This is a genomic window from Prauserella cavernicola (genome assembly GCF_016595675.1).
Lineage (GTDB): Bacteria > Actinomycetota > Actinomycetes > Mycobacteriales > Pseudonocardiaceae > Prauserella_A > Prauserella_A cavernicola.
Genome location: NZ_JAENJH010000005.1, coordinates 133493 through 159954 on the forward strand (window position 1 = coordinate 133493; position 26462 = coordinate 159954).

The 26462-nt window shown below is 70.9% G+C and carries 25 protein-coding genes; 6 read left to right on the forward strand and 19 right to left on the reverse strand.

Translation table 11 applies throughout. The features are described from left to right. Positions 1 to 1584, forward strand: coding sequence for a sodium:solute symporter (locus tag JHE00_RS21025; protein ID WP_200320733.1), 1584 nt, complete (start codon positions 1 to 3; stop codon positions 1582 to 1584). 30 nt (positions 1585 to 1614) lie between these two features. On the opposite strand, the gene JHE00_RS21030 is transcribed toward JHE00_RS21025, so the two are convergent. Then, on the reverse strand, positions 1615 to 1776 hold the full coding sequence (locus JHE00_RS21030; RefSeq protein WP_200320735.1) for a hypothetical protein: 162 nt from the start codon (positions 1774 to 1776) through the stop codon (positions 1615 to 1617). A gap of 57 nt (positions 1777 to 1833) precedes the next feature. Here JHE00_RS21030 and JHE00_RS21035 point away from each other — a divergent pair, with 57 nt between their 5' ends. After that, complete coding sequence (locus JHE00_RS21035) at positions 1834 to 2184, forward strand: hypothetical protein (protein WP_200320737.1); 351 nt, start codon at positions 1834 to 1836, stop codon at positions 2182 to 2184. 517 nt (positions 2185 to 2701) lie between these two features. Here the strand turns inward: JHE00_RS21035 and smc are convergent. Beyond that, the gene (smc, locus tag JHE00_RS21040) at positions 2702 to 6340 is read right to left on the reverse strand and encodes a chromosome segregation protein SMC (protein WP_200320739.1); all 3639 of its coding nucleotides are present in this window, start codon (positions 6338 to 6340) and stop codon (positions 2702 to 2704) included. Positions 6341 to 6501: 161 nt separating this feature from the next. Beyond that, the gene (locus JHE00_RS21045; protein WP_200320742.1) at positions 6502 to 6789 is read right to left on the reverse strand and encodes an acylphosphatase; all 288 of its coding nucleotides are present in this window, start codon (positions 6787 to 6789) and stop codon (positions 6502 to 6504) included. A 142-nt stretch (positions 6790 to 6931) separates the two neighbouring features. On the opposite strand from JHE00_RS21045, the gene JHE00_RS21050 reads away from it, so the two are divergent. Then, a complete protein-coding gene (locus JHE00_RS21050) occupies positions 6932 to 7615 on the forward strand; it encodes a hypothetical protein (protein WP_200320744.1) in 684 nt (227 codons plus the stop codon). A 3-nt stretch (positions 7616 to 7618) separates the two neighbouring features. Here JHE00_RS21050 and JHE00_RS21055 read toward each other — a convergent pair whose 3' ends face one another. The 6 genes from JHE00_RS21055 to kdpF are packed head-to-tail and all read right to left on the reverse strand — an operon-like array spanning position 7619 to position 15349. Beyond that, positions 7619 to 8314: a response regulator gene (locus JHE00_RS21055; protein ID WP_200320746.1), complete on the reverse strand. Its 696-nt coding sequence runs from the start codon at positions 8312 to 8314 to the stop codon at positions 7619 to 7621. Further along, complete coding sequence (locus JHE00_RS21060; RefSeq protein ID WP_200321265.1) at positions 8307 to 10859, reverse strand: sensor histidine kinase; 2553 nt, start codon at positions 10857 to 10859, stop codon at positions 8307 to 8309. The genes JHE00_RS21055 and JHE00_RS21060 overlap by 8 nt, the downstream gene beginning before the upstream one ends. Before the next feature lie 21 nt (positions 10860 to 10880). Then, complete coding sequence (locus tag JHE00_RS21065; RefSeq protein WP_200321267.1) at positions 10881 to 11492, reverse strand: potassium-transporting ATPase subunit C; 612 nt, start codon at positions 11490 to 11492, stop codon at positions 10881 to 10883. Positions 11493 to 11499: 7 nt separating this feature from the next. Next, positions 11500 to 13587, reverse strand: coding sequence for a potassium-transporting ATPase subunit KdpB (gene kdpB / locus JHE00_RS21070; protein WP_200320748.1), 2088 nt, complete (start codon positions 13585 to 13587; stop codon positions 11500 to 11502). Continuing rightward, positions 13584 to 15248, reverse strand: a complete 1665-nt coding sequence (gene kdpA / locus JHE00_RS21075; RefSeq protein ID WP_200320751.1) for a potassium-transporting ATPase subunit KdpA — start codon at positions 15246 to 15248, stop codon at positions 13584 to 13586. The genes kdpB and kdpA overlap by 4 nt, the downstream gene beginning before the upstream one ends. After that, complete coding sequence (gene kdpF / locus JHE00_RS21080) at positions 15245 to 15349, reverse strand: K(+)-transporting ATPase subunit F (protein ID WP_200320753.1); 105 nt, start codon at positions 15347 to 15349, stop codon at positions 15245 to 15247. The genes kdpA and kdpF overlap by 4 nt, the downstream gene beginning before the upstream one ends. Positions 15350 to 15724: 375 nt before the next feature. Here kdpF and JHE00_RS21085 point away from each other — a divergent pair, with 375 nt between their 5' ends. Together JHE00_RS21085 and JHE00_RS21090 are read left to right on the forward strand one after the other, a co-directional pair. After that, positions 15725 to 16996 carry an ROK family protein gene (locus JHE00_RS21085; RefSeq protein WP_200320756.1) on the forward strand — a complete coding sequence of 424 codons (1272 nt, stop codon included), beginning with the start codon at positions 15725 to 15727 and terminating at the stop codon, positions 16994 to 16996. A 90-nt stretch (positions 16997 to 17086) separates the two neighbouring features. Next, positions 17087 to 17605: a YflT domain-containing protein gene (locus JHE00_RS21090; RefSeq protein ID WP_200320758.1), complete on the forward strand. Its 519-nt coding sequence runs from the start codon at positions 17087 to 17089 to the stop codon at positions 17603 to 17605. A gap of 79 nt (positions 17606 to 17684) precedes the next feature. On the opposite strand, the gene JHE00_RS21095 is transcribed toward JHE00_RS21090, so the two are convergent. From JHE00_RS21095 to rsmD, 10 genes are all read right to left on the reverse strand, one after another. Beyond that, positions 17685 to 18815, reverse strand: a complete 1131-nt coding sequence (locus JHE00_RS21095; RefSeq protein ID WP_200320760.1) for an HAAS signaling domain-containing protein — start codon at positions 18813 to 18815, stop codon at positions 17685 to 17687. Beyond that, complete coding sequence (locus tag JHE00_RS21100; protein WP_200320762.1) at positions 18812 to 19135, reverse strand: PadR family transcriptional regulator; 324 nt, start codon at positions 19133 to 19135, stop codon at positions 18812 to 18814. The genes JHE00_RS21095 and JHE00_RS21100 overlap by 4 nt, the downstream gene beginning before the upstream one ends. 99 nt (positions 19136 to 19234) lie before the next feature. After that, positions 19235 to 20101 (reverse strand): bifunctional DNA-formamidopyrimidine glycosylase/DNA-(apurinic or apyrimidinic site) lyase, encoded by an 867-nt coding sequence (gene mutM / locus JHE00_RS21105; protein ID WP_200320764.1) that lies wholly within the window; start codon positions 20099 to 20101, stop codon positions 19235 to 19237. A 26-nt stretch (positions 20102 to 20127) separates the two neighbouring features. After that, the gene (gene rnc / locus JHE00_RS21110; protein WP_200320766.1) at positions 20128 to 20865 is read right to left on the reverse strand and encodes a ribonuclease III; all 738 of its coding nucleotides are present in this window, start codon (positions 20863 to 20865) and stop codon (positions 20128 to 20130) included. Between the two features lie 11 nt (positions 20866 to 20876). Continuing rightward, positions 20877 to 21059 carry a 50S ribosomal protein L32 gene (gene rpmF, locus JHE00_RS21115; protein WP_200320768.1) on the reverse strand — a complete coding sequence of 61 codons (183 nt, stop codon included), beginning with the start codon at positions 21057 to 21059 and terminating at the stop codon, positions 20877 to 20879. Between the two features lie 82 nt (positions 21060 to 21141). Next, a complete protein-coding gene (locus JHE00_RS21120) occupies positions 21142 to 21744 on the reverse strand; it encodes a YceD family protein (RefSeq protein WP_200320770.1) in 603 nt (200 codons plus the stop codon). 84 nt (positions 21745 to 21828) lie between these two features. Next, complete coding sequence (locus tag JHE00_RS21125) at positions 21829 to 22551, reverse strand: flotillin family protein (RefSeq protein ID WP_200320772.1); 723 nt, start codon at positions 22549 to 22551, stop codon at positions 21829 to 21831. Between the two features lie 111 nt (positions 22552 to 22662). Continuing rightward, complete coding sequence (locus tag JHE00_RS21130) at positions 22663 to 23067, reverse strand: guanyl-specific ribonuclease (RefSeq protein WP_200320774.1); 405 nt, start codon at positions 23065 to 23067, stop codon at positions 22663 to 22665. A 49-nt stretch (positions 23068 to 23116) separates the two neighbouring features. After that, on the reverse strand, positions 23117 to 23599 hold the full coding sequence (coaD, locus tag JHE00_RS21135; RefSeq protein ID WP_200320776.1) for a pantetheine-phosphate adenylyltransferase: 483 nt from the start codon (positions 23597 to 23599) through the stop codon (positions 23117 to 23119). Between the two features lie 28 nt (positions 23600 to 23627). After that, positions 23628 to 24191, reverse strand: coding sequence for a 16S rRNA (guanine(966)-N(2))-methyltransferase RsmD (rsmD, locus tag JHE00_RS21140; protein WP_200320778.1), 564 nt, complete (start codon positions 24189 to 24191; stop codon positions 23628 to 23630). 119 nt (positions 24192 to 24310) lie between these two features. Between rsmD and JHE00_RS21145 the strand changes: the two genes are divergently transcribed. After that, positions 24311 to 26461, forward strand: a complete 2151-nt coding sequence (locus JHE00_RS21145) for a HelD family protein (protein ID WP_200320780.1) — start codon at positions 24311 to 24313, stop codon at positions 26459 to 26461. The last annotated feature ends 1 nt before the right edge of the window (position 26462 follow it).

Consider the following 26462-nt stretch of genomic DNA (forward strand, 5'->3'; position numbering starts at 1 on the left):
ATGCGGGCACTGGACCTCGTCATCATCGCGGTCTTTCTGGTGGGGATGCCGCTTCTCGGCATCCTCATCGGAGGACGCCAGAAATCGGGCAACGACTACTTCGTCGGCGAGGGCAAGATCTCGTGGTGGGTGGCGTGCCTCTCGGTCGTCTCCGCCGAGACCTCCACGCTCACGGTCTTGTCGGTGCCCACCGTCGCCTACCTCGCGACGCCCGAGTCCGGCGGCATGACCTACCTGTCACTGGCGATCGGCTACATCTGCGGCCGCGTCGTGGTGGCCTTCGTGCTGCTGCCCCGTTACGTCGCGGGCAATCTCGTCACCGCCTACGCGTTCCTCGGCAAACGCTTCGGCGGCGGCCTGCAGGGCACCGCGTCGGTGACGTTCCTGATCACCCGACTGCTCGCGGACGGCCTGCGGCTGTTCGCCACCGCCATCCCGATCCGGGTTGTGCTCGCCGCCTACGGGCTGGACGTCGGCTACTGGACGATCGTGGCCGCGCTCGGCCTCGCGATGGTGGTCTACAGCTTCTTCGGCGGCGTCCGCGCGGTCGTGTGGGTCGACGCCATCCAGATGCTCTGGTACGTCCTGGGTGGCCTCGCGGTGATCTGGGCGCTGTCGAGCAGCCTGCCCGACGGCTGGTTCGGCGCCGCCGTCGACGCGGGCAAGTTCGAGATCCTCGACTTCGGCTCCAACCCGCTCACCGGCCAGTACGCGATGGTCACCGCCGTCATCGGTGGTGCGGTGCTGTCGATGGCCTCGCACGGCTCCGACCAGCTGATCGTGCAGCGCCTGCAGTCGACCAACAACCTGCGCGCCAGCCAGAAGGCGATCATCGCGAGCGGTTTCGTCGTGTTCCTGCAGTTCGCGCTGTTCCTGTTCATCGGCGTGCTGCTGTGGGCCTTCTACCAGGGCGCCGACCCCGTCGAGGGGCTCGGACTGAACAACAACGACGAGCTCTTCGCCAACTACATCGTCAACGAGCTGCCGAGCGGACTCTCCGGGTTCGTCATCGCGGGCATTCTCGCCGCGGCTCTGAGTTCGTCGCTGGGAGCGCTCGCGTCGTCCACCGTCACCGACGTCTACGAACGGATCATCGGCCGCGAACTGTCCGACCAGGACCGGCTCAAGCAGGGCCGGATGTGGACGGTGATCTGGGCCGGGCTGCTGATCGTGTTCGCCGGGCTGTTCGCGTCCTTCGCCTCCAGCAGCGACCCCATCGTCGTGCAGGGGCTGTCGATCACCGGCTACACCTACGGCGCACTGCTGGGCGCGTTCCTGCTCGGGCTGCTCATCAAGAAGGCGAGGCAGGTCGACGCGATCATCGCGTTCGTCGCCACGGTGGTGGTGATGGGCTTCGTGATCCTCGGGGTCAAGTTCGACCCGGAGACCGGTTCGCTGCTGGGCATCGACTTCTCCGGCACGTCCGACACGTCCGTGGCGCTCGCGTTCCCGTGGTACACCTTGCTGGGTGTGCTGATCACGCTGGCCGTCGGCGGGCTGCTCTCGCTGCGGCACGCGACGCCGGACCCGAGGTCGGCCGAACTGGAGCGCAAGCCCGCCGAACACGAACAGGAGACCGCCTGACATGGACGCGACCGCGTTGCGCAGAGCAGGTCAGGACAGCACCGGATTCCTGCTCGCGCACGCGGACGCGGACTGGTCCTCGCACGCGCCGGACATGTCGTGGAGCACCGCCGAGGTCGTGGCGCACACCGCGGACACGCTGATCTGGTACGCCCACGACCTCGCGGCCGGCCCCGACGAGCTGTCCGCCACGGACATCACGGTCCGCAGGAACGCCCCTCGCCGGAGGAACTCACGCGGACGTTGTCGGTGGGTGTCTCGCTGCTCGGGGCCCTGCTCGCGCAGGTCGACAGCGGAACCCGCGGGTGGCACCCGTGGGGCAACGCCGACGCGTCGGGATTCGCGGCGATGGCGTGCGACGAGCTCCTCGTGCACACCGACGACGTGGCCCGCGGTCTCGGTGTGCCGTTCGCGCCGAGGCTGGAACTCGTCGACGCGACGTTGCGGCGGTTGTTCCCTTGGGCGCCCGAAGGGCAGGACCCGTGGCAGACACTGCTGTGGGCCAACGGCAGAGCCGCGCTGCCGGGCCACCCCCGGCTGGAGAAGTGGCGCTGGCACTGCGCCCCCCTGTCCGAATGGGACGGCCACACCCCCGGGTAACGCCCACCCGCGAGTCCCCCGCCCGGGCACGCGAGTCCCCCGCCCGGGCACGCGAGTCCCCCGCCCGGGCACGCGAGTCCCCCGCCCGGGCACGCGAGTCCCCCGCCCGGGCACGCGAGTCCCCCGCCCGGGCACGCGAGTCCCCCACTCGAGCACGCGAGTCCCCCACTCGAGCACGCGAGTCCCCCGCCCGGGCACGCGAGTCCCCCGCCCGGGCACGCGAGTCCCCCGCCCGGGCACGCGAGTCCCCCACTCGAGCACGCGAGTCCCCCGCCCGGGCACGCGAGTCCCCCGCCCGGGCACGCGAGTCCCCCGCCCGGGCATGCGAGTTCCCCGCTCGAGACAACGGCGAGGCGAGTGCCCCGCACAACGGCAACGAAAGCCCCTCGTCCGTTCCCCACAGAGCGCGCCGACAAGGTCGGGTGGCCGTCAGGAGCGGGGAACTCGCGCGCCCTGACGGGGAACTCGCGAGCCGTAACGGGGGACTCGCGCGCTGGAGCGGGGGACTCGCAGCTTGTTACGCCGGGGACGGCTCGGGGGTCGGCTCCGGGGTCGGGGCTTCGGCTTCTTGTTCGATCGGTTCCGCTCGCATGCGTTGCGAGATGACCTTGGTGATGCCGTCGCCCTGCATGCTCACGCCGTAGAGCGCGTCGGCGATCTCCATCGTCGGCTTCTGGTGCGTGATGATGATCAGCTGCGAGTTGGCCCGCAGCTGCTCCAGCAGGCCGATCAGCCGGCGCATGTTGGTGTCGTCCAGCGCGGCCTCGACCTCGTCCATCACGTAGAACGGCGACGGCCTCGCGCGGAAGATCGCGACGAGCATGGCTACCGCGACCAGCGACTTCTCCCCACCCGAGAGCAGCGACAGCCGCTTGACCTTCTTGCCGGGCGGGCGCGCCTCGACGTCGACGCCGGTGGCGAGCATGTCGCCGGGCTCGGTGAGCACCATCCGGCCGTCGCCGCCGGGGAACAGCACGGAGAACACGATCTCGAACTCCCGCGCCACGTCGTGGTAGGCGGACTCGAAGACCTCGAGGATCTTGTCGTCCACCTCCTTGATCACCGTGAGCAGGTCCTTGCGGGTGGCCTTGAGGTCCTCGAGCTGCGTGGAGAGGAACTTGTAGCGCTCCTCCAGCGCGGCGAACTCCTCCAGCGCCAGCGGGTTGACCTTGCCCAGCAGGGTGAGGTCCTTCTCCGCGCGCTTGGCCCGCCGCGTCTGGGTGTCGCGGTCGTACGGGATGGGCTGCGGCGCCATCACCGTCTCGCCCTGTTCCTTCGCGGCCTCGTACTCGGCCATCTCCCCCGCGCCTGGCGGCACGGGCACGTCGGGGCCGTACTCGGCGACCAGGTCCTCGAGGCCGATCCCGAACTCCTCGGTGATCTTGGCTTCGAGCTGTTCGAGGCGCAGGCGCTGTTCGGCACGCAGCACCTCGTCCCGGTGCACGGCGTCGGTGAGCTTCTCCAGTTCGCCGGTGAGCTCCCTGACCCGGCTGCGCACCTGCGCGAGCGCGGTCTCGCGGTGTTCCCTGCGCGCCTGCGCGGCGTCGCGTTCCTCGGCGGCGCGCAGCAGTGAGGTCTCGATGCGCTCCAGCGCGAGCTCGCCGCCGTTGACGACGGCGGCCGCGATCTCGGCGCCGCGCGCCCGCGCGACCCTGGCCTTCTCGGCGCGCTCGCGCGCCTGGCGCTCGGCTTCGGCGGCGCGGCGCAGCGAGTCGGCCTTGCCCGCGATGCCGCGGGCCCGCTCCTCGGCGGTGCGCAGTGACAGCCGCGCGTCGACCTCTTCCTGGCGCACCTCGGTCAGCGAGTCGGCGGCCTCGTCGCGCTCGCTGGTGTCGGGGTCCTCGTCGACGGGCTGGTCGGCGACCGCGGAGAGCCGCTCCTCGAACTCGCTGAGCTTGGCGAGGACCTCCTCGCGGTTCTGCTCGACCTTGGCGCGCTGGTTCCGGAGCCGGTCGACCTCGGACGACGCGGAGCGGGAAGCGCGTTCGAGGCTGCTCAGCCGCTCGGACGAGCGGGCCTGCCGGACCTTGGACTCGTTGAGCGCCTCCTTGGCCTGCGCGACCTCGGTGCGCCGGTCCTGCTGGTCGGCGCGGGCGCCCTCCAGCTCGGCGCCGGTGCGCTGCAGCGCACGCTCGGCGGCGGCGAGCCGGTCCTGTGCCTCGTCGACGGCGGCCTGCACCTCGATGACGCTCTCGTCGCGGGCCGAGCCGCCCGCGGCCCAGTGGCTGCCGAAGACATCACCGTCGGTGGTCACAGCGGTGACGTCGGGGTGGGCGGCCACGAACTCGCGGGCCTCAGCGAGCCCGGCGACGACGGCGACGCGCTCCAGCGCCCGCTCGACGGCGGGCCGCAGCGGCTCCGGCGACTTCACGACCTCGCGCGCCCACCTCGCACCGCCGGGCAGCGCGGGCCAGCCCGCAGTGTCCACAGTGGCCCCGGCACCGCCGAGCAGCAGGCCGGCACGGCCGGATTCGTTGTCCTTCAAGTACTTCAGCGCCGCGAGCGCGTCCTGGCCCGCCGACACGGCGACGGCGTCGGCGACGGGACCGAGCGCGGCGGCCAGTGCGACCTCGAAGCCCGCGTCGACCGTCAGCAGCGCGGCGACGGAGCCGAGCAGACCGGGCAACTCGTCGGCCGCGCCGAGCAGCGCGCCCGCGCCGTCCTTGCGCTTGAGGCCCATCGACAGCGCGTCGACCCTGGCCTTCTCGGAGGCGATGTCACGCTCGGTGGTGCGCTCGGCCTTGACGAGCTCCTCGACACGGGCCTTGGCGGCGTCGTTGGCCGCGACGGCCCGGTCGTGGCGCTCCCGTAGTCCCTCGTCGTCGGACTCCTCCACGCCGCCCTCGGCGCGGGCCTGCTCCAGGTTCTCGGCGGCCTCCTCGGCGCGAGCCGCGGCCTCCTCGATGCCTGCGGTGAGGCGCTCGATCTCCTCCGCCGTGGCCCCGCTCTTGCTGCGCAGCGCCTCGACCTGGCCGGTGAGCTTCGCGATGCCCTCGCGCCGGTCGGCGATGGCGCGGACGGCGGCCATGTGCGCGCGTTCGGCGGCCTGCACGGCGCGTTCGAGGTGCTCGCGGCGCTCGACGGCGTCGGAGAGCATGGCCCTGGCCTCGACGACGGCCTCGTTGAGTTCCTCTTCCCGCTCGGCGGCGCGCTCGGCCTCCGCGAGCAGCTCCTCCGGGTCACGGCCGGTGCCGCCGGTCTCGACCTCGGCCGAGAGGTGCCGCTGCCGCTCGACGGCGAGCCGCACGGTGCCCCGCAGCCGCTCCGCCAGCGACGACAGCTTGTACCAGGTGTCCTGCGCCGCGGCCAGGCGCGGCGCGTCCTCGGCGAGGGAGCTCTCGAGCTCGACCTCCTCCGTGGTGGCCGCCTCCAGGGTCTGCTCCACCTCGGCGCGGCGCGCGCGGGCGGCGCTCTCGTCGGCCTCGTCCCTGGCGATGTCGGCGCGCTGGGTCACCAGATCGTCGGCGTGCAGGCGCAGGCGCGCGTCCCGCAGCTCGGACTGGACCACCTGGGCGCGGCGAGCGATCTCGGCCTGCTTGCCCAGCGGCTTGAGCTGGCGGCGCAGCTCGGTGGTGAGGTCGTTGAGGCGGTCGAGGTTGGCCTGCATCGCCGTGAGCTTGCGAAGCGCCTTCTCCTTGCGCTTGCGGTGTTTGAGCACGCCCGCGGCCTCTTCGATGAACGCCCGGCGTTCCTCCGGCTTGGCCTGCAGGATCTCGGCGAGCTGGCCCTGACCGACGATGACATGCATCTCGCGGCCGATACCGGAGTCGGACAGCAGCTCCTGCACGTCGAGCAGGCGGCAGCCCTTGCCGTTGATCTCGTACTCGCTGGCGCCGTCGCGGAACATGCGGCGGGTGATCGAGACCTCGGTGTACTCGATGGGCAGCGCGCCGTCGGTGTTGTCGATCGTGAGCGTCACCTCGGCGCGGCCGAGCGGGGCGCGGCCCGCGGTGCCGGCGAAGATGACGTCCTCCATCTTGCCGCCGCGCAGGTCCTTGGCCCCCTGCGTGCCCATCACCCAGCGCAGCGCGTCGAGGACGTTCGACTTGCCGGAGCCGTTGGGGCCGACCACGCACGTGATGCCGGGCTCGAAGCGCAGTGTGGTCGCCGACGCGAACGACTTGAAGCCTTTGAGCGTCAAGCTTTTCAGGTGCACGCGGTGTCGACCTTCCCCTGCCGGCGGTACTCCCTCTTCAGTCGGACGATGCTACCCGGGGCTCTGGTGAGGCCGTGGGACGTGGGGCCGGACTCGCCCGGGGTCGTGCCGTGGCAGAGCCACACGAGCACCACCGGTCACAACGGGCTCACGCGCCGCGCTCAGCGTTCGACGAAGCCGCGCAGACCGCCGCGAGGATCAGACCAGCGCTCGGCGACGTGATCCACTCGACCGGGTGACCGATCGGACCGCAGGGCGGTCAAGAGCCGCTCACAGTTGTCCTTGGCACCCTCCGCGACGACCTCGACCCTGCCGTCCCTGAGGTTGGTCGCGGTGCCGACGAGCCCGAGCTCGAGCGCCCGGCTCCGCGTCCACCAGCGGAAACCAACGCCCTGCACCAGACCGTGGACCCATGCGGTGAGCCGGGCCGTGTCCTGTTCCTCAGCCACGGATCCATCGTGCCGCACACCGGGTGGTCGCACTGCGTTAACCCATGCCACGGAGGCGTTCGCCCGGTGTCACCCGCCGGTGGTACTGTGCCCGCCGGGTAAGCCAGTTGGTGAACAACCAGCAACTCCGAAGGAGTCGTGAATGACCCCGTCCCCAGGGTCACGGCCGCGCGCCGAAGTCGCTCCACCCCGCGAGTCCACCGGCAAGCTGCAGCGCACGGGCTACATCGCGCTCGCGGCCAGCGGACTCGCCCTGGCCACCGCGTTCGGCGCCGTCGCGCAGGTCGCGGGCGGCGCTTCCGGCTCGAGCACCGTCGACAGGACCGCGTCCGAGAGCACCGACAACGGCAGCTCCGGCGGCAACGGCGGCCCCGACCTCGTTCCCGGCCAGGCCGTCCCCGGCCAGACCCAGGTGATGGTGGACGGCGTCGCCGTCACCGGCACGCTGCCTCCCGCGACGACGTCCCCGACCACGGTCGTGCGCGTGCTGCCCGACGGGACCACGACGACCACCGTCATCACGCCGACGAGGGACTCCTCGTCGAACTCCCGGCCGGGCACCCCGCCGCCCGATGGCGGCAGCGACCTGCCGCCGTCCAGCGACCCGACGACGTCCGACCCGGGGCCGGATCCCACGGACCCGACCGATCCGTCGCCGGATCCCACAGACCCGTCGCCGGACCCGACGGACCCGGACCCGCCGGAGTCGAGCACACCGGGCGAGCCCAGTGACACGGAACCGAGCCCGTCGGGCGACAATCCGACGAGCAACCCCACCAGCAGCGACGGTGGCGCCGGCAGCGTCACCGCGCAGCCCGGCCGGTAGGCCTCAGCACTCGAAGCGGTAGCCCATTCCCGGCTCGGTCAGCAGGTGGCGCGGCCGGGAGGGCTCGGGTTCGAGCTTGCGGCGCAGCTGCGCGACGTACACGCGCAGGTAGTGCGACTCCGAGTCGTAGGTCGGGCCCCACACCTCGTGCAGCAGCTGTTTCTGCGTGACGAGCCGGCCCTGGTTGCGAACGAGGATCTCCATCAGCCGCCATTCGGTCTTGGTCAGGTGCACCTCGGCTCCGTCGCGGCGCACCCGCTTGGCGGCGAGGTCGATCGTGAACGTCCGCGTCTCCACCACCGCCTCGGCCTCGGCCGCCGAGACCCCCGAGCGCCGCACCGCCGCCCGCAGCCGGGCGAGCAGCTCGTCCATGCCGAACGGCTTGGTGACGTAGTCGTCGGCGCCCGCGTCGAGCGCGTGCACCTTGTCGGTGGAGTCGCCGCGTGCGGAGAGCACGATGATCGGCACCTGGGTCCAGCCGCGCAGGCCGCCGATCACGTCGACGCCATCGATGTCCGGCAGGCCGAGGTCGAGCACCACGACGTCCGGGCGGATCTCGGCCACGGCCTTGAGCGCCGCCGTGCCGTCGTGTGCGGTCACCACGTGGTAGCCACGTGCGGAGAGGTTGATCCGCAGCGCCCTCGCGATCTGCGGGTCGTCGTCGACGACGAGCACCGTGCTCGGCTCCGGGTCAGGCATGATCCTCCAGTCCGTGGAAGGCGGGCAGCGACAGCACGACGGTCAGGCCTCCGCCCGGCGTGTCCTCGGCGCGGATCGTGCCGCCCATCGCCTCGGTGAATCCTTTCGCGACGGACAGCCCGAGGCCGACCCCGGACGTCGCGTCCCGGTCGCCCGCGTACCTTCCGCCACCGTCGGCCTTCGACAAGCGCTGGAACGGCACGAACGCGGACTCGGCCGAGCCCTTCGGCAGCCCCGGCCCGTGGTCCACTATCCGCAGCTCCACGTGCTCGGCGTGCGCGCTGGCCCGCACGGCGACCGACTCGCCGCCGCCGTGCCGCAGCGCGTTGTCCACCACGTTGGCCACCACGCGCTCCAGCAGTCCGGGATCGGCGAGCACCCACGGCAGGTCCTCGCACACGTCGACCGACACGGGCGCCGAACCGTCCAGGTTGGACAGTGCTAGTGCCACCACCTCGTCGTAGCCGACCGGCTGCAGCTGCGGGCGCACGGCGCCGGTGGCCAGCCGGGACGAGTCGAGCAGGTTACCCACGAGCCCGGTCAGGCGGTCGGTGGAGACCTCGATGGTCTCCAGCAGCTCCGCGGTGTCCTCATCGGACAGGCTCAGGTCGGGCGCGCGCAGGCTGCCGACCGACGCCTTGATCGACGTCAGCGGGGTGCGCAGGTCGTGGCCGACGGCCGAGAGCAGCGCCGTGCGCAGCTCGGTCGCGCGGGCCTTGTGCTCGGCCTCGGCGGCAGCGGCCGCCATCCGCTGCTGCCGCAACGCCAGCAGCGCCTGGCCCGCGGCGGCCTCCAGCACGCCGCGGTCGGCGGCGGGCAGCGACCGCCCGCGCAACGTCAGGTGCACGTCGGCGGTCACGGGGATGTCGACGTCGGCGTCATCCGGCTCCGGGCACTGCTCGGGTCCGGACTGCGCGATGCGCCGCCACTGACCGTCGGTGCGCTCGACGATGCCCACCGACACCTGGCCGAAGTTCTCCCGCACCTTCTCCAGCAGCCGCTCCAGCGGCTGTGGGTTGGTCAGCACCGTGCGCGCGTAGGAGCCGAGCAGCGAGGCCTCCGTGCGGGCGCGCGCGGCGAGGCTCGCTCTCCGGGCGGCGGACCCGACCACGAGCGCCACGAGCACGGCGACCACGAGCATCACCGCGAGCGTCACGATGATCCGCGGCGACGACACCCCGAGCGTGTAGTAGGGCGAGGTGAAGAAGAAGTTCAGCAGTCCAGCCGAGACCAGCGCCGCCGCCAGCGCGGGGCCGAGCCCGCCGACCAGCGCCACCACCACGATCGCCAGGAAGAACGTGACGACGTCGGTGGAGAAGTCCAGCTGCTCGCGCAGCAACAGCCCGATCCCGGTCGCCAGCAGGGGAAGCCCGGCGGCGAGCGCCCAGCCGGTGAGCACGCGCGAACGGTCGAGCGCGCTGTGCCCGAACTTCGCGCGCAACCGCCCGCCCGCCTCGGCGTGGGTCACCATGTGCACGTCGATGGCGCCGGACTTCTGCACCACGGCGGCGCCGATGCCCTCGTCGAACAGGCGCGCCACGCGCGAGCGCCGGGACGTACCGAGCACGAGCTGGGTGGCGTTGACGCCGCGCGCGAAGTCGAGCAGCGCCGTGGGCACGTCGTCGCCGACCACGTTGTGGAAGGTGGCGCCCACGTCCTCGGCCACCGTGCGGAACGTGCCCACCGACGCGGGACCGAGCCCGGTGAGCCCGTCGCCGCGCAGCACGTGCAGCACGAGCAGCTCCGCGCCCGCCCTGGTGGCGATGCGGCGGGCGCGGCGGATGAGCGTCTCGCTCTCGGGGCCGCCGGTGATCGCGACGACGACGCGTTCGCGCGCCTCCCAGGTCTCGGTGATCTGCTGCTCGGCGCGGTAGCGCTGCAACGCGACGTCCACCTGGTCGGCCACCCACAGCAGCGCCAGCTCGCGCAGCGCGGTGAGGTTGCCGAGCCGGAAGTAGTTGCCCAGCGCGGCGTCGATCCGCTCGGCCGGGTACACGTTGCCGTGCGCGAGCCTGCGGCGCAGTGCCTCCGGCGTGATGTCGACGAGCTCCACCTGCTCGGCCCTGCGCACCACCTCGTCGGGCACGGTCTCCTGCTGCTGCACCCCGGTGATGCGCTCGACGACGTCGTTGAGGCTCTCGAGGTGCTGCACGTTCACGGTGGTGAGCACGGTGATGCCCGCCTCGAGCAGCTCCTCGACGTCCTGCCAGCGTTTCGCGTTGCGCGAGCCGGGCGCGTTGGTGTGCGCGAGCTCGTCCACCACGGCCACCTCGGGCTTGCGCGACAGCACCGCGTCGGTGTCCAGCTCGGCGAGCGCGGTGCCCCGGTACTCCACCGTCCGCCTCGGCAGCTGCTCGAGCCCGCCGAGCAGCTCCGCCGTCCGCTGCCTGCCGTGCGCCTCGACGACACCCACGACGACGTCGGTGCCTCTGCCGAGCCTGCGGTGGGCCTCGCCGAGCATCGCGTAGGTCTTGCCGACGCCGGGAGCCGCGCCGAGGTAGATGCGCAACTCCCCCCGGCGCGGGCGTCCGTTGTCCTGCTCCACGCTCACGTGACCAGTGTGCTCCTAGCCGGCCGCCGTGGCGCGCACGGCGAGGTTGAGTTCCAGCACGTTCACCGATGGCACGCCGATTCCGTCCCCGCTGGTGTATTTCGCGACGAGCGCCCGCACCTGCGCGTCACCGAGCCCGTTGTTGCGCGCGACGCGGTCAGTCTGCAGCCGCGCGTAGGCCGGGCTGATGTCGGGATCGACGCCGGAGCCCGACGCCGTCACCGCGTCGGCCGGCACGGTGGAGGGCGCCACACCCTCCCGTTCCGCGATGAGCTGCCTGCGCTCACGCACCAGCGTCACCTGCTCCGGGTTGAAGGCGGAGAGGTTGGAGCCGCCGGAGGTCGCGGGATCACCCTGGCCGAGCGGCGTGTCCGCGCTGGCCGAGGGGCGCGTGTGGAACCACGGGTCGCGCGTGGGCGGGCCGTCGAAGGTCGGGTTGATCCCGATCAGCGACGAGCCCACCACGGTGTCGTGGCGTTCGATCAGCGAGCCCTCGGCCTGGTGCTCGAGGCCCGGGACCCGGGAGAACGCCCAGACTCCCAGTGGATAGGCCACCCCGAGCAGCACCGTGAACACCAGCAGCACGCGCAGCGCGGCGCCGGACTGTTTCGCGAGAGACTTCAGCATCACGGATTCACCCGATTCCTGGAATGAGCCGGACCAGCTGGTCGATGAGCCAGATCCCCGCGAACGGGGTGACGATGCCACCGAGGCCGTAGACCAGCAGGTTGCGCCGCAGCAGCGCGGACGCGGTCGACGGGGTGTAACGGACACCGCGCAGTGCCAACGGGATCAGCGCCACGATCACCAGCGCGTTGAAGATCACCGCGGAGAGGATCGCCGACTCCGGGGTGGCGAGGTGCATGATGTTGAGCGCGCCGAGCTGGGGATAGATCGCCAGGAACATCGCGGGCAGGATCGCGAAGTACTTGGCGAGGTCGTTGGCGATGCTGAACGTCGTCAGCGCGCCGCGGGTGATGAGCAGCTGCTTGCCGATCTCGACGACCTCGATGAGCTTGGTCGGGTCGGAGTCGAGGTCGACCATGTTGCCGGCCTCCTTCGCGGCCGACGTGCCGGTGTTCATGGCCACGCCGACGTCGGAGGCGGCGAGCGCGGGCGCGTCGTTGGTGCCGTCACCGGTCATCGCGACGAGCCTGCCGCCCTCCTGTTCCTCGCGGATGAGGGCCATCTTGTCCTCGGGCTTGGCCTCGGCGAGGTAGTCGTCGACCCCGGCGTCGGCGGCGATCGCCTTGGCGGTCAGCGGGTTGTCGCCGGTGATCATCACCGTGCGGATGCCCATGTCGCGCAGGCGCAGGAAGCGTTCCCGCATCCCCGGCTTGACCACATCGGACAGCCGGACCACACCGTGCACGAGCGCCGTGCCGTCGCGCAGCTCGGCGACCACGAGCGGGGTGCCGCCCTGCTCGCTGACCTCCTCGGCGATCCGCGTGACCTCCTCCGGCAGCAGGCCACCGTGCTCGGCGACCCACCCGCGCACCGCGTCGGTGGCCCCCTTGCGCACCTGCCTGCCGTCGACATCGAGCCCGCTCATGCGTGTCTGCGCTGTGAAGGGCACGAACTCGCCGCCCGGCTCGCCACCGGCGCCGGGATGCTCGGCCTCGATCAGCTCGACGATGCTGCGGCCCTCCGGCGTGCCGTCGGCGAGACTGGCCAGGCGCGCCGCCTCGGCGAGCCGGTCCGGTGTGGACTCCGATGCGGCGATCAGCCCGGTGGCCCTGCGGTTGCCGAAGGTGATGGTGCCGGTCTTGTCGAGCAGCAGGGTCGACACGTCGCCGGCGGCCTCCACCGCGCGGCCCGACGTGGCGAGGACGTTGCGCTGCACGAGCCGGTCCATGCCCGCGATGCCGATGGCCGAGAGCAGTGCGCCGATCGTGGTCGGGATCAGGCACACGAGCAGCGCGGTGAGCACCACCACCGACTGCGTGCTGCCGGAGTAGCGCGCCATCGGCTGCAGCGCCACCACGGCCAGCAGGAAGATGATCGTGAGCGTGGAGAGCAGGATCGTCAGCGCGATCTCGTTGGGCGTCTTCTGCCGGGTGGCGCCCTCCACGAGCGCGATCATGCGGTCCACGAAGGACTCGCCCGGCTTGCTGGTGATGCGCACGACGACGCGGTCGGAGAGCACCGTCGTGCCGCCGGTGACGGCGCTGCGGTCGCCGCCCGACTCGCGGACGACGGGCGCGGACTCACCGGTGATGGCGGACTCGTCCACGGTCGCGATGCCCTCGACGACGTCGCCGTCACCGGGGATGGTCTGCCCGGCCTCCACCACCACGCGGTCGCCGACGCGCAGCCGCACGCCGGGCACCTCCTCCTCGCCGCCGTCGTCGTCGAGCAGTCTGCGCGCGACCGTCTCCTTCTTGGTGCGCCGCAACGACTCCGCCTGCGCCTTGCCCCTGCCCTCGGCGACCGCTTCGGCGAGGTTGGCGAACAGCACGGTGAACCACAGCCAGGCGGCGATGAGGATCGAGAACACCCCTGGCTCGGCGATCGCGAACACGGTGACCAGCACCGAGCCGACCCAGACCACGAACATGACGGGGTTCTTGAGCTGGTGCCTCGGGTCGAGCTTGCGCAGTGCGTCGGGCAACGACGTGAGCAGCTGGCGAGGGTTGAACACGCCCGCGCCGACCCGGCCCGCGTTCTCGGCGTGGTGGGCGCTCGCCTCCTCGGGGGGACGTTGCGGCGTGGTGACGGTCATGCGAGTGCCTCCGCGATGGGCCCGAGCGCGAGCGCCGGGATGAAGGTGAGTGCGGCCACGAGGACGACGGTTCCCGCGAGCAGCGCGCCGAACAGCGGGCTCGCGGTGGGCAGCGTGCCCGCCGTCTCGGGCACCTTGCGCTGGGCGGCAAGGGAACCGGCCAGGCAGAGCACGGCGATGATGGGGATGAATCTGCCGAGCAGCATGGCGATGCCCAGTGACGACTGGAACCAGTCGCTGGTCACCGTGAGCCCGGCGAAGGCGCTGCCGTTGTTGTTGCCCGCCGAGGCGTAGGCGTAGAGCACCTCGGACAGTCCGTGCGGCCCGGTGTTGCTCAGTGCCGAGGCGACCTCGCCGGGGACGAGCAGCGCGGCGCCGGTGCCGAGCAGCACCACGGTGGGCATCGCGAGCATCGCGATGGCGGCACACGTGACCTCGCGGCGGCCGAGCTTCTTGCCCAGGTACTCCGGCGTTCTGCCGACCATGAGCCCGGCGAGGAACATCGCGATGATCGCGAGCACGAGGATGCCGTAGAGCCCGGCACCGACCCCGCCAGGCGTCACCTCGCCGAGGAGCATGTTCAGCAGCGGAACCCCGCCGCCGAGGCCGCTGTAGCTGTCGTGCATGGAGTTCACGGCACCGGTCGAGGTGCCCGTGGTGCTCGTCGCGAACAGCACCGACTGGCCGATGCCGAAGCGCTGTTCCTTGCCCTCCAGGCTCGCGCCCGCGAGCAGCGCGGCGGGCCCGTTGGGGTGCGTCTCGGCCCACCAGGCCACCGCGAGCATCGCGCCCCACAGCGCGGCCATCACCGACAGCAGCGTGTAGCCCTGCTTGCGGTTGCCGACCATCGTGCCGAACGCCCGCGTCATCGACACCGGGATCACCAGCAGCAGGAAGATCTCGATGAGGTTGGTCCACGAGTTCGGGTTCTCGAACGGGTGCGCCGAGTTGGCGTTGAAGATCCCGCCGCCGTTGGTGCCGAGCTGTTTGATGGCCTCCTGGCTGGCGGCGGGAGCCAGCGGGATCGTGCTGCTCGTGCCGTCCGGGTTGGCCACGGTGACGCCCGAGCGCAGGCTCTGCACCACGCCGAACGCCACCAGCACCAGTGCGGCGACCACGGAGATGGGCAGCAGCACGCGGATCGTGCCCCTGGTGAGGTCCACCCAGAAGTTGCCGAGCCGGTCGGTCCTGCGGCGCACGAATCCGCGGACCAGCACCACCGCCACGGCGAGGCCGACCGCCGCGGAGAGGAAGTTCTGCACCGTCAGTCCCGCCATCTGCACGAAGTGGCCCATCGCCACCTCTCCGGAGTAGGACTGCCAGTTGGTGTTGGTGACGAAGCTGATCGCGGTGTTGAAGGCCATGCCGGGTTCGATGGCCCCGCGGCCGAAGTTCCACGGCAGCACCGACTGCAGGCGCTGCAACAGGTACAGCAGCACGATCGAGACGAACGAGAACGCCAGGATCGACACCGCGTAGGTGCTCCAGCGCTGCTCGGACTCGGGGTTCACGCGAAAGAGCCGGTACAGCCCCCGCTCGATCTTCCAGTCCCGCTCACTGGTGAACACGCGCGCGAGATAGTCGCCGAACGGCCGGTACACGAGCGCGAGCGCGGCGAGCAGGATCGCCGCCTGCACCAGGCCGGCCGCGAGGTCGCTCACTGGAACTTCTCCGGCCTGACCAGTGCGACGACCAGGTAGGCCAGCAGTCCCAGCGCGAGCAGCCCGCCGACGACGTTGGCGACCACGCCAGCGGCGCTCACAGTTTCTCCAGTCCGCGCACCGCGAACGCGAGCACGAGGAATCCGCCGATCAACAGGACGGCGAACAGCACATCGGCCACCATGCACCTCTCTTCGGGGGTCACCAGTGGTGGTGAACCCGTTCGAGGTCAGCCTGCGGCCGCGGCGAGGTGGATCGGGGCCCGCCTGATAGGTCCTTGACGCGGCCCTGAGGACTGTTGACGCGGCTTTGACGGCCGGTGAGACCGGCCACACCGAGTGCGACGGAAGGGCGAGGGGTCAGCGCTGGACACGACGTCCTTACGCTTTCGATCTTCCCTCTATTGCATGTAACGTACAGAAGTTTTGCACTTTCCGAGATATGATGGAGGACACCACACATAAGGGGGTCCCACGGTGGAGGAGCCGAGCGCCGAGCTGCTGGAGAGCTATACGCGGCTCCTGGATCTGGTGCGCACAGGGCAGGCGGACACCCGCCCCGCCCTGAGCGAACGCACCGGGCTCGGCCGTACAGCGATCACGCAGCGCACCACGACCCTGCTCGAGGCAGGGCTGCTCGAGGAGGGCGATCTCAACCCGTCCACCGGCGGCAGACAGGCCAGAACGCTGCGTTTCCGCAGAGACGCGGGCCGGATCCTCACGGCCGAGCTCGGCGCCACCAGCTTCACCGCGGGCGTCACCGATCTGATGGGCACCGTGCTCGCCATGCGGCACCGCGACTGCGACATCGCGCAGGGCCCCGACCCCGTGCTCACCGAGGTTGAGGACACCCTCGACCAGCTGCTCGCCGAGCTCGGGGCCACCGACGGGGACGTCTGGGGCGTCGGCCTCGGCCTGCCGGGACCCGTCGAGTTCGCCACGGCGAGGCCGTCGGAGCCACCGATCATGCCCGGCTGGAACAACCACCCCGTGCGCGATCGGCTCTCCAAGCGCTACGACGCCCCCGTGTGGGTCGACAACGAGGTGAACCTGCTCTGCCTCGGCGAGCTGCGCACGCCCGGTCTGCCCGCCTCCGGTGACCTGCTCTACATCAAGATCGGCACCGGTATCGGCGCGGGCATCAGCAACGCCGGCAGGCTGCACCGGGGTGCGCAGGGCTGCGCGGGCGACATCGGCCACGCCGCCGTCTCCGACGACAGCTTGGTGGTGTGCCGCTGCGGCAAGACCGGCTGCCTCGAGGCCGTCGCGGGCGGAGCCGCGCTCGCCAGGGACGGTGAGGCGCTGGCCCGCTCCGGCACGAGCGCCATCCTGGCCGCGGCGCTCGACGCGCACGGCACCGTCACGGGCGGAGACGTCACCGCCGCCGCGCGAGCGGGCGACCACCACGCCGTGCGGCTCCTCGTGGACGCGGGCAGGCGCATCGGCGCGATGCTCGCCACGATGGTGAACTTCTACAACCCCTCGATGATCCTGCTCGGCGGCAAGCTGGCCGGCGCCGGTGACCTGTTCCTCGCCACCATCAGGGAGACGATCTACCGCCGGTCACTGCCACTGTCCACGCGGGAGCTGCGCATCGAGCGCGCCCGGCTCGGCGAGGAGGGCGGGCTCGTCGGCGCGGCGTACATGGTGCTCGACGAGCTGTTCTCCGTGCGCTACTTCGGACAGTGGCTGCCGATGGGCTCCCCGAGCGGCCCGCTGAGCAGGCACGTGGCTGAGAGCACTCTGTGAATTCGTCAGGGCGGGCACTGATCGGCGCCGATCCGACGTTGACATCGGTGTAAGGACAACAACCGGTATCGCCCCCGAGGTGAGCACACAATGACCACAGCGTTCTCCCAGTCCGCGTTCGGTGCGGCGCAGCGAGCGCCACAGCTGCCGACGCCGCCCTCCGGCTGGCCGATCGGTTCGTACGACACGTACGAGCAGGCGCAGAAGGCGGTCGACCACCTCGCGGACAGCGACTTCCCCGTGCAGGACGTCACGATCGTCGGCGTGGAGCCGATGCTCGTCGAGCGCGTCTCCGCGCGGCTGACCTGGGGCAAGGTCCTCGGCAGCGGCGCGATGTCCGGTGCGTGGTTCGGCCTGTTCGTCGGTCTGCTGCTGAGCATGTTCACGCCGGGCGCCGGGCTGCTGCCGATCATCATCGGCCTGGTCGCCGGTATCGGGTTCGGCCTGATCTTCGCCGCGCTGGGCTACGCCGCCACCAAGGGCCGTCGCGACTTCGTGTCGCACAGCCAGCTGGTCGCCCGTCGCTACGACGTGCTCTGCCAGCCCCGCAACGCCGAGAACGGCCGCGAGCTCCTCGCCAAACTGGCGATGCGCTCCTACAACTTCTGACGCCTACTGAGGTGAAGGGCACCTTTACTGCGTTGAATGCAGTAAAGGTGCCCTTCACCGCGTTCGGGGCTCCGCGCTCCTAGTCGGGGATCGCCGCCGTGAAGGGCACCTTGTCGCTCTCGGCGCAGTCGGGGCGGTAGGCGTTGTACCCGTTGTAGTTGCCCTGGTCGTCGTAGCCGCCCTGCTGGATCCGCGGGCGCGGGAACTTGTTGTCCCTGCCCGTGGTGACCCTCGTCTCAGTCGACTCCTCGCAGCCGTAGCGCGGCACCGTCAGCGGCCTGCCGTCGGCGGTGTAGAGGTAGACGTCGGTGAGCGGCTTGCCCTCGGCGTCGAAGACGTAGAGGTTGTCCAGCTCCTCGTCCCCGTAGTTCAGCGCGGGCTCGCCGTCGTAGGACGTGTTGGCGGTGTAGTTGTAGGGATAGTCGTCAGACGGCCGGTCGATGCTGCCCGCGAGGTAGGTGACGAGCCCCGCGCCGACGGCGAGCACGAACACCGAGACCGGCACGCTCGCCCACAGCAGCCTGCGATCGGACTCGGTCCTCGGCCCTGCCCACAGCGCGAGCGCGGCCATCGCGACGAACAGCGGCAGCCCGATGATCGCGTGCCTGCTCTTGACCACCAGCAGCAGCGCGACGAGCGCCAGAACCACCGCGCACAGCACCCACCACGCGGGAGCCATCAGCCGCAGCTGGCGAAGCGCCGGGCCCGCCTTGGTCCGGAGCGTGTCGCGCAGCGCCTTGATCTCCGGCAGCTGCGCGACCGGGCTGGTGCCCTGCGCCCAGACGAACCAGGCCCCCGCACCGATCACCGGCACGATCACGAGCAGCCCGAAGAGCACACCGTCGTCGAGGTCGGAACCCAGCGCGAATCCGACCAGTCCGAGGGCGAACGCGCCGAGCACGAGCGACCACACCGCCAGCCGCGCGGGTGCCGTCGCAGGCCCGGTGTCCTCGGTGGTCGCCGTGTCCTCGGTCGGCGCGGGAGGGTAGTCGCCGGTCGCCCGCACCTCGGCGGCGTAGCTCTCCGGGGTGCCGAGCTGCTCGGTCATCGACTCGACGGTGGCCGCCTCCCCTAGGCCCTCCGCGATCTCCAGCAGGTGCGGGCGGACGTCCTCGACGATCTCGTCGACCTCCGCGGTGGGCAGGTCGGCCAGCGCCGTCCGCACGCGCGACAGGTAGGCGCGAACGGCGGGCGGGGTCTGTGTGCTCATCGTGGATCTCCCAACAGGCTGTTCATCGTGCTCGCGAAGGTCCGCCACGTCGTCGCCGACTCGGCGAGGCGGGCGCGGCCCTGCTCGTTCACGCTGTAGTACTTGCGGTGCGGTCCCTCTTCGCTGGCGACGACGTACGACGTGAGCAGCCCGGCCTTGTACAGCCTGCGCAACGTGCCGTACACCGAGGCGTCGCCCACCTCGTCGAGCCCCGCCTGCCGCAGGCGGCGGAGGACGTCGTAGCCGTAGCCGTCCTCCTCGCTCAGTACCGCGAGTACAGCGAGATCAAGTACCCCCTTGAGCAGCTGACTGATCTCCACCGCGTCCTCCAGTTGTGTGCCAGAGAAGCTACCACGCAATGCGCAATAGCGTGCACAGCACCACGCCATCCGGCCGAACGGGACATCTCGAGAGGTTTGTCAGGCGGCTTTGCGTCGCGGCTTCGGCTGGCAGCGAGGGCAGGAGAACGACGAGCGGTTCATGAATGCCTCTCGGATGATCCACGTCCCACAGCGCCGGCACGGTTCACCAGCCCTGCCGTAGGCGTCGAGCGAACGGTCGAAGTAGCCGGACTGGCCGTTGACGTTGACGTAGAGCGTGTCGAACGAGGTCCCGCCCGCGACGAGAGCCTCGGCCATCACCTCCGCAGCCGTACCCAGCACCGCCTCGGCCTGCTTGCCGGTGAGCCGGTCCGTGGGCCGTGCCCAGTGCAGGCGAGACCGCCACAGCGCCTCGTCGGCGTAGATGTTGCCGACCCCGGACACCAGCGTCTGATCCAGCAGCGCGCGTTTGACCTCGGTGCGTTTGGCCCGCAGCAGCCGTACGGCCAGCGCCGCGTCGAACAGCGGATCCATCGGGTCGCGGGCGATGTGGGCGATCGTGTTCGGCACGGGCGTGCCGTCCACCTCGACGAGCTCGGCCAGCGACAACCCGCCGAACGTGCGCTGGTCGACGAATCGCAGCTCCGGGCCTTCGTCGGCGAACCGGAACCGGGCGCGCAGGTGCTTCTCGTCGGGAGTGCCCTTGGGCTGGACGAGCAGCTGACCGCTCATACCGAGATGGGCGAGCATCGCCTCGCCGTCGGCCAGGTCGAGCCACAGGTACTTGCCGCGGCGGCGGGCCGCGTCGATCTTGAGGCCGCCGAGGCGGCCGGTGAAGTCCTCGGCACCGGGAACGTGGCGCCGGATCGCGCGTGGGTGCAGCACCTCGGCGGAGGTGATCACTCGCCCGGCGACGTGGCGTTCAAGACCTGCGCGGACGGTTTCGACCTCGGGAAGCTCGGGCACCGGGCCAGTTTAGTGGCCCGTGCTCCTCAGCTTTCCTGGTCGGGCTTGAGCTCGTCGGAGAGCGAGCGCCAGGCCGACTCGGCGGCCTTCTGCTCCGCTTCCTTCTTCGTCGTGCCATCGCCGAGGCCGAGATTGCGGCCACCGACGAACACGGTCGCGTTGAACTCCTTGCGATGGTCCGGACCGGTGTCCTCGACCTTGTACTCGGGCACGCCGAGACCCGCGGAGGCGGTGAGCTCCTGCAGGCTGGTCTTCCAGTCGAGCCCGGCACCACGCAGCGGCGCTTCGGCGAGCAGGTCGTCGAAGAGCCGGTGCACCAGCTCGCGGGCGATCTCCATGCCGTGCGCGAGATACGTCGCGCCGATCACGGCCTCGAGCCCGTCGGCGAGAATGCTCGCCTTGTCCCGGCCGCCCGTCAGCTCCTCGCCCTTGCCGAGCAGCAGATGAGCGCCGAGTCCCCCCGGACCGAGCCCACGAGCCACACCCGCCAGCGCGTGCATGTTGACCACGCTGGCGCGCAGCTTCGCGAGCTGACCCTCCGGCAGGTCAGGATGCTGCCGGTAAAGATGATCCGTTACCACGAGACCCAGCACCGCGTCCCCGAGGAACTCGAGCCGCTCATTCGGCGGCAACCCACCGTTCTCGTACGCGTACGAGCGGTGAGTGAGCGAGAGCGTGAGCAGCTCGGTGTCGAACTCGACACCGAGCGCCTCGAGTAGCGGTGTGGGATCTGCTGCCGGACCTGTAGGCGACTTACCCCCCATGGCCGACAGCCTTAAGCGGGCTCGACAACCTGACGGCCGCTGTACTGGCCGCACGCCGGGCAGGCGACGTGCTGGGGCTTCGGCTGCCTGCACGCGCGGTTGGAACAGGCCACCAGCACCACCGGCGCGGCCTTCCACTGGGCGCGGCGCGAGCGGGTGTTGGAACGCGACATCTTCCGCTTCGGGACGGCCACGACTGGTTCTCCTCATCAAGATCTGCTCGCGGGCGCGAGCGTGCTTGCCTCACAAATGGTCGAGCTCGGTGCTCGCCGGGCGTTACCGGTCGGAACCGTTCGCCGGGTCGTCGCCCTGAGTATCCTCGAGGCGCTCGACCAGCGCGGCCCACCGAGGGTCTATCGTCTCATGCCCGTGTCCGGGCTCGAGATCGGCCCACTTCACGCCGCATTCGGCGCACAGGCCTGCGCAGTCCTCGCTGCACAACGGCACCAGCGGGAGGGCGAGCACGATCGCGTCGCGCACGAGCGGCTCGAGGTCCACCCGGTCGTCGACGACTCGGCTGACCTCGTCCTCCTCGGTGGTCTCGTCCGTCGTCGAGTCCGGGTAGGCGTACAGCTCGGTGAGGTCGACCTCGACCTCGTCGGAGATCGGGTCGAGGCAGCGCGAGCACTGACCCGAGGTCGGCGCGGCGGCGGTGCCCGTCACGAGCACGCCCTCGACCACCGACTCCATCAGCAGGTCGAGCCCGACGTTGGCGCCCTTGGGCACGACGATGACGTCGGGAACGCCGAGCGGGGTGTCCACGGGCACGTCGCGCTGGAGCGGCCGGCTGGAGCCGGGACGGCGGCCGAGTTCGTGGGTGTCGAACAGCCACGGGTTGCGCGCGTCGGGGCGCGCGGGGCTGGTGCTTTCGTCAGGCATCGGACTTTTCGTGAAGATCGAGTGTCAGGACAGCGGCTCGCCGGATCGGGCGAGCGCCTGATCCAGAGTACGCCAGCGGGGCCGCTAGTGAGCCTGGTAGTCGTACACGGCTCCGCGGCCGCCGATACCCGGCGTTCCGCGCAGGTGGTTGCGGCCGGAGTCGACAGTGCGCAGCGTGGTGGACAGCAGCTCGGAGAACTCGGCGAGTTTGCCGTCGACGTAGGCGTCGCAGTCGCCACGCTGGCGGTCGGCCTCGGCGTGCGCCTCGTCCACGATGCGCGCGGCCTCGCCATGCGCGGCCTGCACGACCTCAGTCTGGGCGACGAGCCTGGCCTGCTCGTGCCTGCCCTCCTCGACCGCGCGGTCGTAGGCGTCGCGGCCTGCCTGGACCATGCGCTCGGACTCGGCGCGGGAACGTTCGGTGAGGTCGCGGTACTCGGCCTGACCGGCGGCGACGGCACGGTCGGCCTCGGCGATCGCGTCGGCGTGCAGCTGCTCGGCCCGCGCGCGGGCCTCGGCGACCAGGCGCTCCGCCTCGGCGGTGGCCTCGGCGAGCGTGCGCTCGGCCTCGGCGTTGGCCGAGGTCACGGCGGTCTCGGACTCCTCACGTGCCCGGTTGACGATCTCGTCGCGCTTGTCGAGCACGTCCTGCGCGTCGTCGACCTCGCCCGGCAACGCGTCCCTGATGTCATCGAGCAGCTCGAGCGCGTCACCACGAGGGACGACGCAGCTGGAAGTCATCGGGACGCCCCGCGCCTCTTCCACGATCGTGACGAGCTCGTCGAGAGCCTCGAACACCCGGTACACGGCAACTCCCTCGCACCATTGACCCCACGTGTGCAGGGCACCAGTCTGCCCGGTTCCGAGGGAGATTGCCGTGACCGTCGCGGGTACGGGCGTGTCAGGCCCCCGATGGGGTCAGATCCGGATCAGCACGAAGCTCTCGTAGTGGTCGGCGGTGTAGAAGAACTCGCCGCCGTCGCCGGTCACGATGCGGCGGGCGCCGCGGTGGTCGATGCCCGGGGTCTCGACGGTGAACTCGGCGTAGTAGCCGGTGTCGCAGTCGGGCAGCAGACCTTCGCGGTTCTGGAAGGTGGTGCCGTCCTGCGGGTAGGGATACGGCCCATCGGTTTCGATCAGCTCGTAGGTGTCAGTGGCTTCGGCGGGCAGGTCCCCCAGCGGCACCTGCTCGAACTCGGACGTGTCGCCACACTCGGCCTGAGCCGTGGCGAGCGGTTGTGCGACGACCGTGCTCGCACCCCCGAGGAGGGCGACGATCAGGGCCAGCAGGACTGCGGTGACGCGTGATCGGTAGTTGGTCATTTTCGAACCGTAACCGCAACACGTGATCGAGATGTGGCTTTCGCGTGAACTATCCGCGTTCGGCCAGCCTGGCGGTGAGCCGTTCCTGGACGACTCCGGGCACCATCTGCGACACGTCGCCGCCGTAGGTCGCGACCTCCTTGACCAGCGAGCTGGACAGGAAGCTGTAGGCCGGGTTGTTCGACATCAACAGGGTCTCGACCCCGGAGAGCTCCCGGTTCATCTGCGCCATCTGCAGCTCGTAGTCGAAGTCGCTCACCGAGCGCAGGCCCTTGGTGATCGCCGCGATGTCGTGCTGCCTGCAGTAGTCGACGAGCAGCCCGTGCCACGAGTCCACCCGCACGTTCGGCAGCTTGACGGTGACCTCGCGCAGCATCTCCATGCGCTCCTCGATGGAGAACAGGCCCTGCTTCTTCTTGTTGATCAGCACCGCGACCACGACCTCGTCGAAGAGCTGGGCCGATCTCTCGATGATGTCGAGATGCCCGTTGGTCGCTGGGTCGTAGGAACCGGGACACACCGCTCGACGCATGGCGCGGACGGTACCAATCGCCATCGGGTTACGCGCGAGATGTGACGCACTCCGCCCAGAACAGGGCCGTGTCGCCGTAGCGCTTCGTGCGCAGCGGCTCCAGGTGCTCCGGCCAGCGGGGTTCGCCGCTGCGCAGCGCCCGCTCCACGATCACCAGGCTGCCCTCGGCGACCCAGCCGCGGACCACAAGGTCACCGAGCACCGCGGCGAGCCGGTCGTCGTCGAGGTCGTACGGCGGATCCGCCACCACCAGTTCGAACGCCCTGGGCGCCTGCTCGGCGACCACCGACTCGACCTTGCCGTGCCGCACCTCGCCACCGAGCCCGAGCTGCCCGGCGTTGGCCCGCAGCACCTCGGCCGCTCGGCGGTCGGCCTCCACGAACAGCGCGTCCCGCGCACCCCTGGACAGCGCCTCCAATCCGAGTGCGCCGGAGCCGGCGTAGAGATCGAGCACGCCCGCGTCGTCGAGCTCACCGGCGACCTCGAGTGCGTTGAACAGCGCCTCGCGCACCCGCTCGGAGGTGGGCCGGGTGCCGCGCGGCGGGACACGGAGCTTCCTGCCACCCGCGCTGCCGGCCACGATCCTGGTCACGGGAGCATCTTCGCAGCCGCTTGCCGACTGTGACGCGTGCCAGGACCTCGTGAACCGTTGGCGAGGAACGCGTATTGTCGTTCTTCCACTTCCCGGCGATTTTGCTGCAGGAGCGCTGAGTGTCGGAACCTCGGGTCAGACGGGCCGAGATCGCCATCGAACAGTCCCACGTGGACCGGGTCTATGCCCGGCTCGCGGAGCTGCGCACCCAGGCGGAGGCCATGCGCGCCAAGGGATACGAGATCGGCCACGGCGCCCAGCGCGAGGCCGTCTTCGAGCAGGCCTCGATGCTGTTCGAGCGGGACATGATGGTCTACCACGCCAACCAGACGCTGCAGACGCTCGACGCCGAGTACGAGGGCCTGGTGTTCGGCAGGCTCGACCAGTCCGCTCCCGAGACCGTCTACGTCGGCAGGCTCGGCATCCGCGACGCCGAGTTCGAGAACCTCGTCACCGACTGGCGCGCACCGGCGGCGGCCGCTTTCTACCAGGCCACGGCCGAGGAACCGATGGACGTCGTGCGCCGCAGGGTGATCCGCTGCTCAGGGCAGTCGGTGCTCGATGTGGACGACGACGTGCTCATCCCCGACGCCGTGCCCGAGGACATGAACGTCGTCGGCGAGGGCGCCCTCATGGCGGCGCTCGGCCGCGCCAGGGGCGAGAAGATGCGCGACATCGTCGCCACGATCCAGAAGGAACAGGACGACGTCATCCGCGCGCCGTGGCGCGGGGTCACCGAGATCACCGGAGGTCCCGGCACCGGCAAGACGGCCGTGGCGCTGCACCGCGCCGCGTACCTGCTCTACCGCTACCGCCGCCAGCTGGGCGGCGCCGGTGTGCTCGTGGTCGGACCCTCCGGTGTGTTCACCAACTACATCTCGCGCGTGCTCCCGTCGATGGGCGAGACCAACGTCGAACTGCGCGCGCTGAGCGAGGTGCTCGACGGGATCGAGGCCACCCACCACGACCCCGCTCCCCTGGCGGCGGTCAAGGGCTCGCTGCGGATGCGCAAGGTGCTGCTGAAGGCGCTGCGCGACACCCCGCCGGACGCGCCGACCGAGATGAAGATCGTCTACCGGGGCGAGGTGCTCAAGCTCGGGGGCAAGGAGCTGGAGCGCGTGCGCCGCAAGGTGCACGGCCACGGCGGCCCGCCCAACCGCGCCAGGGTGCGCGCGGCGGAGACACTGCTGGAGGCGCTGGCCGACAAGGCCGAGGAGTACGCGAAGGCCGACGGTCGCACGGTCGACCGTCAGGAGCTGATCACCGCGCTCGGCGAGCGCATCGACTTCCACCGCTTCCTCGTCGTGTGGTGGCCGGTGCTGTACCCGGCCGAGGTGCTGCGCTGGCTCGGCGACGAGCGCAGGCTCGCGCGGGCGGCCAAGCAGGCGCTGCGCCGCGACGAGATCACCCTGCTGGCCGCGTCGATGGCCGACCGCTCGCGGGGCTGGTCGATGGCCGACATCGCGCTGCTCGACGAGCTGCGCGTGCTCATGGGCACCCCGCCGAAGCGCCGCAGGCGTCAGCTCCTGCAGCTCGACGCCGAGCAGGACAGGGACTCGCGCCAGCAGCCCACCCGCAACAGGCCCGAGCACTACGACGAGTACTCGCACATCGTCGTCGACGAGTCGCAGGACCTCTCGCCGATGCAGTGGCGGATGGTCGGCAGGCGCGGCAAGTACGCGAGCTGGACCATCGTGGGCGATCCCGTGCAGAGCTCGTGGCCCGATCCCGCCGAGGCCGCGCAGGCGCGCGACCAGGCGTTCGGCACGCACACGGCGCGCAGGCGCTACACGCTGCGCACGAACTACCGGAACTCGGCGGAGATCTTCGACCTCGCCGCGCGCGTGGTCGCGGGCCACGCCGAGGAGGGCGACCTGCCGCACGCCGTGCGCACCACGGGCCTCGTCCCGCAGGTTCGCCCCATCGAGCCCGCGGACACCGAGCTCGCCGTGCACGCCGCGGCCAAGGAGCTGCTGGACAGCGTGGACGGCACGGTCGGCGTGATCTGCGCGATGGACCGCGTCCCCGAGGTGGAGGACTGGCTCGCCGGCCAGGCCGAGGAGCGGCTCAAGGTCGTGGGCAGCCTCGACTCCAAGGGACTGGAGTACGACGGCGTGGTGCTGCTGGAGCCCACCGAGCTGATCACCGAGTCGCTCACCGGGCGGCGAGTGCTCTACGTGGCGCTCACCCGCGCCACCCAGCAGCTCACGGTGCTCGCCTCCGACGACGAGTGGCTCGACGGGAATGCCGCCGAGCCGACGGCGCGTTGAC